Source organism: Herbaspirillum chlorophenolicum, assembly GCF_001189955.1.
Lineage (GTDB): Bacteria > Pseudomonadota > Gammaproteobacteria > Burkholderiales > Burkholderiaceae_D > Herbaspirillum > Herbaspirillum chlorophenolicum.
In genome coordinates this window covers 63,264-75,408 of record NZ_LFLT01000026.1, presented here as the reverse complement: position 1 = coordinate 75,408, position 12,145 = coordinate 63,264, and the positions used below count along the sequence as shown (strand labels likewise).

Annotated in this window: 7 protein-coding genes; 5 read left to right on the top strand and 2 right to left on the bottom strand. The window is 60.0% G+C overall.

Annotated features, from left to right (window positions below):
* Positions 1–271: 271 nt before the first annotated feature.
* Positions 272–2,857: an autotransporter outer membrane beta-barrel domain-containing protein gene (locus AKL28_RS15930; RefSeq protein ID WP_082221524.1), complete on the bottom strand. Its 2,586-nt coding sequence runs from the start codon at positions 2,855–2,857 to the stop codon at positions 272–274.
* A 502-nt stretch (positions 2,858–3,359) separates the two neighbouring features.
* Here AKL28_RS15930 and AKL28_RS15920 point away from each other — a divergent pair.
* From AKL28_RS15920 to cysC, 5 genes are read left to right on the top strand one after another with little or no spacing between them, the layout of a single operon-like run.
* Positions 3,360–5,468 (top strand): tetratricopeptide repeat-containing sulfotransferase family protein, encoded by a 2,109-nt coding sequence (locus tag AKL28_RS15920; RefSeq protein WP_050469139.1) that lies wholly within the window; start codon positions 3,360–3,362, stop codon positions 5,466–5,468.
* Complete coding sequence (locus AKL28_RS15915) at positions 5,465–6,643, top strand: tetratricopeptide repeat-containing glycosyltransferase family protein (protein WP_082221523.1); 1,179 nt, start codon at positions 5,465–5,467, stop codon at positions 6,641–6,643. Before AKL28_RS15920 ends, AKL28_RS15915 begins: the two co-directional genes overlap by 4 nt.
* Positions 6,640–7,452, top strand: a complete 813-nt coding sequence (locus AKL28_RS15910) for an alpha/beta hydrolase (RefSeq protein WP_050469138.1) — start codon at positions 6,640–6,642, stop codon at positions 7,450–7,452. Before AKL28_RS15915 ends, AKL28_RS15910 begins: the two co-directional genes overlap by 4 nt.
* 10 nt (positions 7,453–7,462) lie before the next feature.
* Positions 7,463–8,323 (top strand): FkbM family methyltransferase, encoded by an 861-nt coding sequence (locus tag AKL28_RS15905; protein ID WP_082221522.1) that lies wholly within the window; start codon positions 7,463–7,465, stop codon positions 8,321–8,323.
* Between the two features lie 2 nt (positions 8,324–8,325).
* Complete coding sequence (gene cysC / locus AKL28_RS15900; protein ID WP_050469150.1) at positions 8,326–8,931, top strand: adenylyl-sulfate kinase; 606 nt, start codon at positions 8,326–8,328, stop codon at positions 8,929–8,931.
* A 39-nt stretch (positions 8,932–8,970) separates the two neighbouring features.
* On the opposite strand, the gene AKL28_RS15895 is transcribed toward cysC, so the two are convergent.
* The gene (locus tag AKL28_RS15895) at positions 8,971–11,871 is read right to left on the bottom strand and encodes an autotransporter outer membrane beta-barrel domain-containing protein (protein ID WP_231602461.1); all 2,901 of its coding nucleotides are present in this window, start codon (positions 11,869–11,871) and stop codon (positions 8,971–8,973) included.
* Between the last annotated feature and the right edge of the window lie 274 nt (positions 11,872–12,145).

The following is a 12,145-nucleotide window of genomic DNA, read 5'->3' as shown; positions in this document are numbered from 1 at the left end:
AGATCGTGGCCGAACCCGGCGCCTTCCAGTATCTGCGTAATTTCTTTGATGCGTATGAAACGCTCGCCTTCATCGGCATGGGTAAACAGGTGGACTTCTTGGATGATCTTTGAACAGTCGTGCTTCACAACGTGCGACAAGAACCAGATCGCGGATGCAGCATGTCCCTCCTGGCCGGAGGCGGACATTTGCATATCGCAAACTTGGATCACATTTCGCAAAAGAAAAAGCCGCATATGCGGCTTTTTCCTGATGATGCAGTGGTCTGCTATTAAAACTGATAGCGTAGCCGCAGATCAGTCGTTTGTGCCGTATAGCCTCGCGCGGCTTCCAGCATATAACGTGCCGCCAGCGTCAGATTCTGGCTCCTTGCCAGCGTCGTTCCCAACACCAGTACGCCGGTATTGCGGTTAGTTGCTGCACCTTGCGTGGTGAAGCTGGTAGCGCCGCTGGTGTCGGCGGCAAAGTTGGCGACTGACTGCACGCTGGTGTCGCGATATTCATGTCGCCAGCTCAGTTGAACCGACGGCGTGATTTCACCATACGAAGTCTTGAGCGTGCGCTCCAGTTTTGCGCCCAGATCGCTCTTCACGGACGAGGTGCTGGCGGAATTGACGCGCAAGGCGGCGACGCTGCCGGTTTCGGTATAGGCATCCTGCGTCATGCGGCTGTAGGTCAGGCCGGCGATCGGTGTGAGCGTCGTGGTGGCGTTCAGGTTGATGGGATAGCCTGCCTGTGCCGACGCAATATATTGCGTACCGTCGAACTGGCCGGCAGCGTTGCCGCTGAAGCCGGTATAGCCAATGCTGCGCAGCGTGTCGTACTTTTGCCGGACGATGCCGCCGGAGAGATTGAGGTACCAGCGCTCCGCCGTGTAGCCGCCGTAGCCGGTCAGTCCATACGCCTTGATGTGCGCCGAGCTGCCGGTGTTGTCGCCACCGCCATTGACCGACGTATCTGCATAACTGAATACGCCGCCGACGCGCCACTGATCGTTGAGCGCCGTGTCGGCGCCGATCAGCAGGCCGCTGTAGCCGGCGCGATAGCCGCTGGCGCCGCTGCGATTGCCCTGATTTGCCTGGCCGCCGAACGCCTGTCCCCACAACGCAATATCGCTGGCGCGTTCACCGGTAGAGACGCCACTGCCGGCGGCTTGCGCCGTCCGTAAAGTGTCGATGTGCGATGAAGCGATATTGAATACTGCCTGCGTTGTCGCCTGTGCTGACTGGATGGCCGAAGCGGTATTGGCAGCAGGACTCAATTGTGCACCGGCGCGATTGGCGTCGCCTGTAGAACCGAGGGCGGCAGCGGCATTGAACATGTTGAGCATGTCGGCATTGGTGCCGCCATAACGGAACAAGCCTGACAACGCGGAAATGGCATCAGGCGTGGTTGCCCACATGTTCGGGCGGGTAGAGCCCGGATTTGGGCCAGAGGCTGGCGCTGCCAAGGTGATGACAAGATCGGTCTTGGTGTTGTCGTCGCTATCGACCACGCTGGCGCCGGTATATGTGCCGGTGTAGCCGTCGGCAGAATAGTTCAGCAATCCTGCGTTGTAATTCGCATTGGCGTTGCTCGCCTGTACCACGACAAAGCGCTGTCCCTGCGCAAAGGCATAGCTATTGAGTTTTTTAAGCGCAATGCTGGTACCGGCGTTGAATGTCGCCACGCCCGATACGATCAGCCGGCCGTAGCCGCTGTCGGCACTGACGACGCCGGTGGCAACCGCCCCGTCCGCCACGCCGATGTTCAGTGTCGCGCCGGCATTCTGGGTGTAGTTGCCGGTGATGGCGATCGTATTGTTGAGTTGCAGCGTGCCGCCCGCATTGAACACGGTGTTGCTGCCCACGTTGATGTTGTCGTTGAGCAGCTGATTGCCGGCGCTGAAGGTGAGGTTCGATGCCGTATTGTTGATCTGGCCGATATTGCCGGCGCCGATGCCGCTGCCGGATCCGGTCAGGGTGCCGAAGATTGATCCGCTACCGCCTGTCAGGCTCAAGGCTTGCGTTGCGTTGAATATCGTTCCGGAAATGACGCCGCCATTGTTGGCGATGACGCCGATGGTGCCGCTGTTGGAGATCGCCCGGGTGGTTCCCTTGATGGTGCCGGTGTTGGTCAGCGTACCAATCGTGGCGCCGTTGGAGATGGCGATCAGGGCGGTAATTGAGCCGCCGTTGTTGAGCGTGGTAATGGTACTGCTGCTGATGTTGGAGATACCCGTGCCGGTGGCAGTGATAAGCCCCATGTTAGTCAGCGTGCCGATGTTGCCGCTGTTATTGTTCAAGATCCCGGTGATACCGCTGATGGAGCCGCCCGCGTTGTTCTGCAGCACGGTGATGCTGGCGTTGTTATTGTTGACTCCGAAAGTAGCCTGGCTGATGTTGCCGCTATTGCTCAGTGTGCCAATGACGCCGCCTGAATAGTTGAAAATCCCCGTCGCGCCGTTGGATATCGAGCCGCCGCTGTCATTGGTCAGCGTACTGATGATGCCGTTATTCTTGACGCCGGTGATGGCAGTGATCCAGCTGCCGGAGAAGTTGTGGAGCGTGGTAATGGTGCCGCTGCTGGCGTTATTAATGCCTGTGGCGCCGGTAATGGAAGCGCCGGCGATGGTGCCGTTACCGTTGTTGAAGGTAGTGATCACACCGGTATTGGACACGGCAGTGACGCCGCTAATCGTGCCGTTGTTCTGCAGGGTGCCGCCCGAAGTAGAAGCGCTGAGCGCCGGTGAACCGGTGATCAGCACGCCATTATTGATGACCAGCGTGCCGTTGCCGTTCCAGGTCAGGTTGGTTGCCGCGCTTGTGAGCGTGGCGCTTCCGGTGATGGTGGCCGCTTTCGCGGCAGGAGAAACCATTGCCGCCAATGCCGCAGTAAGCGATAAAACCAGAACGGTCTGGTTGCCTGCAGTAAAAGGAGGTTGACGTTCTGATCGATGCATTTTCTTTTTCTTTCGATGATTTTTTCAGTATTTATATCGGAAAATTAAGCTTTGGTGTGTATCGGCTGATTTTCGGGAAAATTCAAGGGTTCGGAAACGGAGCCGAAATGGCTTCATCATGGCAACGATGCCGGTATGCGAAGCACGTCTTTTTGACGACGGGAAGCGCCTTCGGCTACGATTCATCGGGGACTCGGGATGTCGTCAATGGCGTCTGAGCCATATTGGCAGCGGGATGGCGAGCGTCGCGGTGAAGGAGATGGCTTCCGTCCGTCACCAGCCGTGCTGGAAAGAATCATCTGATGATTCCATTTTTGCAATAATTGTTATTATTCTGAAAAAATTACAGATGAGCGGGCACTTTCGCACCCTCTGCAATAAGAACGCTTAATTTCTCGCTTTACGCCGTGGAGCATCTTTGAATAAGAACAACTACCCTGTTGCTCAACAGCTCACCATTCCTGATGCACTGAACCAGGCCTACGCACATTGGAACGCGGGACAGGCGTATCAGGCTGAACAACTCAGTCTGCGCGTCTTGCAAGTCTTGCCGCAGCAACCGGATGCCTTGCATCTGCTGGGACTGATCGCACATGCTTACGGCAAGCTCGACCTGGCGATCGATTACTTGCGCAAGGCTTGTCTGTGGCCCTCTGCGCCAGCGACGTATTGCAGCAATCTGGCTGAAATGTGCCGCCAGAAAGGTTTGCTGGCAGAAGCGGAGCAAGCCGCCCGGCGCGCGGTGGATCAAGAGCCCGAGCTCGTTGCGGCCTGGAACAATCTCGGCATCATCCAGCAGGAAAGCGGAAAATTTGAAGCCGCCCTGGAATGCCTGCGGCATGTCGTGGCGCTCCAACCCGACAATCCCGAGGCGCACAACAACCTTGCCAACACCTACAAGCGCTTGGAGGATCTGGAGCAAGCGCAGGCCAGCTATCAGCGCGCTTTGGCATTGCGGCCAGACTATGCCGAGGTCCACAGCAATCTGGCGTTGCTGTGGAACGATCTCGGCCGGTTCGACGAAGCCATTATTGCTGCGGAGCGCGCCATCGATATCAATCCGCAACTGGCGGATGCCTACTTCAACCTGGCCCAGATCGAGATGTCGCGCATGCGCTATGCCGATGCCAGGCGCTGGATCGATGCCCTCATCGCCTTTGCGCCGCAGCATGCGGGCGCGCTGTCTGCGCGTGCGAAACTGTTGATGAAAGACGATCACCTTCAGGATGCGCTTGCCTGTGCGCGCCAGGCGGTGAGCATCGCTCCCGACAGCGCCAACGGACACAACATGCTCGGTCAGGTCTTGCAGATGCTGGGTCAACATGACGAGGCGGCCGCGTCATTTGATCGCGCGGCAACTTTGCCGGGAACCGTTGCGGAAGAAGCGCTCGTCGCGCACGCATTGCTGTTGATGGAGGCCGGCAGCAAGGATGACGCAATTGCCGCGTTTGAGCGCACGCTGGAGCGTTTTCCCGGTTCGGTGCGGGTCATGGCGGCACGCGCCGACACCAAGACGTACCGCAGCGATGATGCCGATATCGCCGCGATGGAAGCGGCGCTCGCGCGAGCGATAAAGCCGACGATCAGCGATCAGATGAGTGTGCATTTCGCGCTTGGAAAAGCGTATCTCGATACCGGCGATTCGGAACGGGCGTTTTTCCATCTTGATAAGGGCAACGCGATCAAACGCGCCACGTTCAATTATGATGCCGGCGCGACCAGCGCCTGGATGCGAAAAATCGCTGCAGCCTTTACGCCGGAGCTGATGGACAAATTCAGGGATGCCGGCACAGCCTCGCAGCGGCCGGTGTTCATCCTCGGCATGCCGCGTTCCGGCACGACGCTGGTGGAGCAGATCCTGGCATCGCATCCCGGCATTCACGGTGCCGGAGAACTGAGCGCCTTGCGCCATGCCCTCGACAACGCCGGAACGTTTCCCGATGCGCTGATGCACTGGAGCAGGGAAGATTTTGCACGGATCGGACGCGACTACCTGTCGCGTGTCGACGGCCTGGCTCCCGGTGCACTGCGCCTGGTCGACAAGATGCCGGCCAACTTCCTGTATGCCGGATTGATTCCGCTGGTTCTGTCCGGCGCGCGCATCATCCATTGCCGGCGCGATCCGGTGGATACCTGCCTGTCCTGTTACAGCAAGCATTTTGCCGGCGAACAGATGTTTGCCTATCGCCTTGATGAACTGGGCGCTTTCCATCGCGACTATCAGATGCTCATGGAGAGCCTGCGCAAGGTCTTGCCGCCGGAACGTTTCCTGGAAGTCGACTACGAAAATGTGGTGGACGATCTGGAAGGTGAAGCGCGGCGCCTGATCGCATTTGTCGATATGCCATGGGACGACGTCTGCCTCAGTTTCTACAAGACGCGCCGCGTTGTGCGAACCGCCAGCGTGAGCCAGGTGCGGCAGCCGATTTACGCCACGTCGAAAGGGCGCTGGCGTCGCCACGCATCGCAACTGGGACCGCTGCTGGCGGCGCTCGGCATTGTCCCGCCTGGTGATGCGGAGCCATGAGCGTACCGGCCGCCAACATGTACGATTACGCTGCCATTCAGCAGCAGGCCACTGCGTTGCTCAGCGAGGAACGTTTCAGCGAAGCCGAAGCATTGCTGCGGCAGGTACTGGCCTCCGGCTCCGGGCCGATCCCGTTGTGGCGGCAACTGGTTTTCGCCATGCGCCCGCAAGGCAAAGTCGATGAAAGCCGGCACATCCTGGAAATGATCGTGCGGACGATTCCGGGCAATATGGGTGCGCGCTTCGACTTATCGGAGATCCTGCTGTCGCAGGGAGAATTCGCTCGCGGCTGGCGCGAATACCGGTTCCGCTACAAGATGGAACATACCGCCATGATCGGTCGCCACGTGCAAAGTCCGCGCTGGGAGGGCCAGTCGATCAAGGGTAAAACCTTGCTCATCCATGACGAGCAGGGATACGGCGATACCTTCCAGTTCCTGCGCATGGTGGCGTGGGCGCGAGAGCGCAGCGGCGCTCGCGTGGTTCTGGAAGTCAATGCGGACAGTTATGCACTGGCAAAACGTTGCGCCGGTTATGACGACATCATTCGCCTGGGCACTCTTCCGCCGGCATTCGACTTTCACTGCGAGCTGATGAGTCTGCCGCTGGCGATGGGTTTGCAACTGAGCGATCTGCCGGGCAGTACCCATTATCTGAGCGCCGATCCGGCGCGTGTCGAAAAATGGCGCGCGCGCCTGGCGGCCTTGCCGCGCCCGCTGGTCGGCCTGGTATGGGCCGGCCGGCCCACCCATACCAACGATGCGCGCCGCTCCCTGACGTTATCGGATCTGGCGCCGCTTGCGCAGGAGGGCATCACTTTCCTTGCGCTGCAAAAGGGCCCGGCAGCAGAGCAGGCGGCAGCGCCGCCGGCGGGAATGTCGATGGTGTCGCTGAGCGATGAAATTCGTGACTTCGATGACACGGCAGCGATCCTGACCTTGCTCGATGTGCTGGTGTCGGTCGATTCTTCCCCAATACATCTGGCAGGCGCCCTCGGTTGTCCGGCGTGGGTCATGCTGCCGTTCGTGCCGGACTGGCGCTGGCTGCTCGAGCGTGAAGACACGCCCTGGTATCCCTCGGTGCGGTTGTTTCGTCAACCGGCGCGCGGCGCGTGGGGGCCATTGCTGCAGTCCGTTTCCGCCGCACTGGGCAAGCTGCGCGACGGTGCGGCATGAAATGCGCAACAGTGCTGGGGATGATCTGCCTGCTCACGGCTTGCGCGGGAGATCCCGCAACACATGCCGACGCCATGGCGCAGCCGGCGGGCTTGCAGCGCGAGCAGGTACAGACCGGTGCATTTTTGTTGACATCGTATGCCCGCATCACCCGCACCGACCAGCCGCTGACCGTCTACATCGAAGGCGACGGCATGGCTTGGCGCAGCCGCAACCGGCCATCCGACGATCCGACGCCGCACCATGTTCTGGGGCTGAGTCTCGCGGTGGCGGATACGTCGGCCAACGTGGTCTATCTGGCGCGGCCTTGCCAGTTCACGCCGATGTCAGTCAATCCGCGTTGCGCGGTGACCTACTGGACCGACAAACGCTATGCCGAAGAAGTCGTGGCTTCGATGAATGCCGCCGTGACGCAGTATCTGCGCCGCCTGCCGGGTCAACGCGTCAATTTGGTGGGATACTCCGGCGGCGGTGCGCTGGCGGTGCTGGTCGCGGCGCGGCGCCAGGATGTCGCCAGCTTGCGCACGGTCGCCGGCAATCTTGATCATGCTGCGGTCAATCGACTGCACCAGGTCAGTCCGATGCCGGACTCGCTCAATGCCATCGATGTCGCGCAGCGTGTTGCGACGATTCCCCAATTGCACGTCAGCGGCGCCGACGACACGGTCGTGCCGCCGTCCGTCGCGCGCAGTTTTGTCGCAGCGGTGGGGCCGTGCGCACAGTTGCGCATCGTCGACGGCATGGCGCATGAAAGTGACTGGGCGGCCAGATGGCCCGGACTGAAGGCGATCGCCTTACCTTGTTCTTAGGACTCCAGACATGACTGCACTTCCTCCTGATGCCGGGACTGCGCCCCCAACCATGCTCAAGCAATGCCGCCATGGTCCTTTGCTGTTCCTGCGGGAAGACATGTACATCGGCCGTTCCCTGGATTTGTACGGCGAGTTCAGCGAGCTTGAGGCCGTGTTGTTCGCACAGATGGTGCGCCCGGGCGACATGGTGGTTGAAGTCGGCGCCAATATCGGTGCGCATACGGTCCATCTGGCGAAGTTGGTCGGCCCGGCGGGACGTGTTCACGCCTACGAACCGCAGCGCGTGATTTTTCAATTGCTGTGCGCTAACGTCGCGCTCAACAGCCTGTTCAATGTTTACACGCATCACGCCGCTGCAGGCGGCAGCGCCGGCGAGTTGCATGTCCCGCCGCTGAACTACGCCGCCGTCAACAACTTCGGCGGGCTGTCGCTGTCGCACGAAAAAATCGGGGAGCCGGTGCCGGTGACCTGTCTGGATGCACTGGCATTGCCATCGCTCAAACTGCTCAAGGTTGACGTCGAAGGCATGGAGCATGAGGTCCTGAGCGGGGCGCGTGCGATGATCCGCCAACATCGGCCTTTTCTCTACGTGGAAAACGACCGCCGTGAAAAATCGGCGGCGCTGATCGCCTTGATCGACGAACTGGGCTATGACATGTACTGGCACTTGCCTACGCTCTACAATCCGGACAATTTCGCGAGGAACACGCACAATGCATTTCCCTCGATCATCTCGTGCAACTTGCTGTGCGTGCCGAAGGAATCCGATCTGGCCATCAACGGTTTCCGCAAAGTCACCGGGCCGGATGATTGGTGGGCCACAATAGAGGCGCCATCGCAACCGGCGCCTGCCCCTGGGGGGAAATGACCATGCCATCCAACCCTCGCAACCTGACCGCAACCGCGCATGCGCTGACCGCCGCCGACCGTCGCCGCCACTACGGCCACGATGGCGCGGTGCTATGGCTGACCGGTTTGTCGGCGTCGGGAAAGTCCAGCCTGGCAATGGCGCTGGAGCAGGCACTGATGCAGTTGGGCTATGCGTGCTACGTGCTTGATGGCGACAATATCCGCGGTGGACTGAACGCCAACCTGGGCTTCAGCCCGGAAGACAGAACCGAGAACATTCGCCGCGTGAGCGAAGTGGCCGCCTTGTTTGCAGACGCCGGACTGATCTGCATCACGGCGTTCATTTCGCCGTATCGCGCCGACCGCGCCCAGGCGCGTTTGCGCTGCAAGCAGGGATTCCATGAAATTCACGTCGCGGCCGACCTCGCGACATGCGAGGCGCGCGATCCCAAGGGCTTGTACAAAAAGGCGCGTGCAGGAGAAATCCGGGAATTCACAGGCATCAGCGCGCCGTACGAAGCGCCTGACCGGGCCGAGTGCGTGGTCGATACGGCATCGGAACCACTGGAGGCAAGTCTTGGGAAACTGATCTCCTATGTATTAGCCGCATTGCCTTATCAGAAATAAGTCGCGCTCTTGCCGGTCGCCGGCAATATCAGGCGCGGCCTAATATTGCCAGCGCAAGGTCAGGCTCCCTGTTTGCGCGGTGTATCCTTTGGTACCTTCGAGTGTGTAACCCGCCGATAAAGTCAGGTTCCTGCTGCGTAGCAGGGTCGCACCCAGCGATAGCGCTGCCGTGTTGCGCAACGGACTTGCACCGTGGGTCGTGAAGGTGGTGCTGCCGGAGGCATCCGCTGCAAAGGCTGCACTGGTGGTCAACGCAGTGTTGCGGAATTCATGGTTCCAGCCCAGCCGCACGAAGGGCGTCAATGCGCCATAGCTGGTCATCAGGCTGTACTCATACTTCGCGCCGATTTCGCCTTTGAGCGAACTGTAAGAACTGCCATTGACCGTCAAGGCAGCGCCACTGCCGCCTGTTTCGGTGTATGCGTCCTGCTTCAGGCGGCTGTAGCGGATGCCGGTCAACGGCGTAAGCGTCGCATTGCCGAATGCCAGCGGGTAGCCGGCCTCCGCCGTGGCGCTGAATAGCTGGCCGTTGAATGAGCCATTGGCCGTGCCATTAAAACCGCTGAAAGCGATGGCCCTGTTCGTGCTGACGATTTGCCGCGTTACGCCTGCCGTCAGATTCACATACCAGGGGCGGCCGTCGTAGCCGGCGTAGGCGGTCAGGCCGTAGCTGTCGACTTGCGCGCCGCTGCCGCTGTTATCGCCGTCATTGCCGATGTTGCTATGGGCATAGCTGAACAGGCCGCCGATGCGCCAGTCCGGGTGTGCCTGCACATCGCCGCCCAGCAAGAAGCCGCCATAATTGGCATGGTAGCCGGCAATGCCGTCACGCGTGCCCTGATTGGCCTGGCCCCCGAAGATGCGGCCCCACAGGGCCGGATCGAGGCTGGTCTCGCCGGTGGCAATGCCGCTGGCGCCGGCTTGCGCGGTACGCAGGCCATCGATGCGATTACCCGCCGCGCCCTGTACGGCACTAAACGCCGCCGTGGAAGCCCCCACCACCGCATTGGCAGTAGCCGCCGGACTCAACTGCGCACCGGCCCGGTTGGCCTGGTCTGGATTGCTGATGGCCAGCGCCGGGTTGTACACGTCAAGCAAGCCTTGATTGACGCCGGCGTAGTTGAACAGGCCATGGAGCGCGGCTCTGGCATTACTGTTGGTGGCGGCATTGCTGTTGGTAGGGGAGCCGCCTGTGGGAATGCCGCTGTCGATGCCGGTGATCGTCACCACCAGGTTGTGGTAACCGACGCCATTGATGGTTTCCGTCACGTCCGCGCCGCTGGCGAGATAGCCGGCGACACTGTAGTTCAGGCTGGAAGCGTTGTAGTTGTTGCTGTTGCCGCTTGCCTGGATGACCACAAAACGTTGCCCGGCCGCGTAGCTGTAGGTGGTCAGTTTCTTCAGCATCACGCCGGAACCGGATTCGATGGTGGCGTTGCCGTTGATGAGCAAACGGCCATAACCGGTATCGGTGATGGCGCCAAGCGAGCCGGCATTGGCACTGATGCCGATGGCCAGCGTAGCGGCCGCATTCTGGTAATAGTTGCCATTGACTGTAAGCTGGTTGTTGACCTGCAAGACGCCTGAGGCATTGGTGACCGTGCCGTTACCGGAATTGACGGTGATATTGTCGTTGAGCAGTTGATTGCCGCCATTGAAGACCAGTCCGCTCGACGCAACGATGGTGCCGATAGCGCCGTTATAGCCGGTCAAGGTGCCGAAGGTCGCATTACTGCCGCCACTGATGGTCAATGGAGTGGTACCCAGGTCCCGGATGATGCCGGCGATGGTGCCGTTGTTGGCAATTCCGCCCAGGCTGGCGCCGCCGGCAATGTCGATGGCATAGGTAGATCCCTTGATCACGCCGCTGTTGGCGATAGTGCCGATCGTACCGATGTTGCTGGACACCCCGATGGCGCCGCTGATCATCCCGCTGTTGGACAAGACGCTGATCGTGCCGATGCCCGCGATGCTGGTGCTGTACTTGTTGCTCACACCAACGCCGGTACTTGTGATGGTGCCGGCGTTGGACAGCAGGCTGATCGTGGCAGCTTCGTTCTGCACCCCGGCCGTACCGCCTGAAATGGTGCCGGTACCGGTATTGGTGATGGTGCCCATGATGCCGTTGTTGAGAATGCCGGCGGTAGCGCCATAGAGGGTCCCGCCAGCGTTGTTGCTGAGGGTATTGATGGTGCCGCCTGAGCCGTTATTGATGGCATACAGCGCGTTGATGTGTCCGCCATTGCCGATGGAACCGATGCTGCCATTATTGAGGATACCCGCGGAGCCTGCGGAAATGACGCCGCTGTTCGTCAGGCTGGCGATCGTGCCGGTGTTGTTGTTGGCAATCCCGGTGCCCCCGGTGATTGACCCGCCGTTATTGTTCAGGCTGGTGATGGTGCCGAGGTTGCGTATCCCGGTGGTCGTGCCGGCGATCATGCCGCCGGCGTTGTTGGTCAGTACGCTGATTGTGCTGATACGCGCGTTGTAGATGCCGGTGGCGCCGCTGATGGTGCCGCTGTTGCTGAGCGAGCCAATCACGCCACTGTTCGTGCCACTGCCCGTGCTGCCGTTGTAGATGCCGTAGCTGTTGCCATTGATCGTGCCGGCATTGTTGAGTGCACCAATCGTGGCATGGTACGCATTGCCACTGAGGCCGCCGGTGAAAATACCATAGGTCGTCCCGTTGAACGTACCGGTGGCGTTGTTGCTGATCGTGTCAACGCTGGTGAGGTTCGAGAGCGCCCACCGGTTTCCGAGGATGGTGCCGTCGTTGCTGAGCGTGCCGATACTGCCCGCGTTGAAGTTGGCGATGCCGGTACTGAAGCCGCTGAGTTTGCCGGTGCTGGTGATGGTGATGTTTTGTTTGAAGCTACTGTTTGCGATGGCGGATTGAGGACTGGACACGATCGTATCGGCCATGGCATGCGGCGGTGTCATGGCAGCGAAGGCTCCTGCCAAAGCCAAACTTAAGATGTTCAGTCGCCCGCACGTCAGTGACGATGTGTGGTTCTGTTCAGGCGCTTTGTATATTCTGTTATTGCGTCGGAATCGAGAGGGCATGAGTTCGAGCCTGAATAAATTGGAATTTTTTTCGCATTCTAACCAAAATCAAGGCGTTTCAATGTCAAAGGCCGGAAGAAAAAAGTAGTTTCTTCGTGGCAATGGTGAGGTGTTTTTAGTCGACTAATCCTGGGTCGCCAGATGCGTCTTG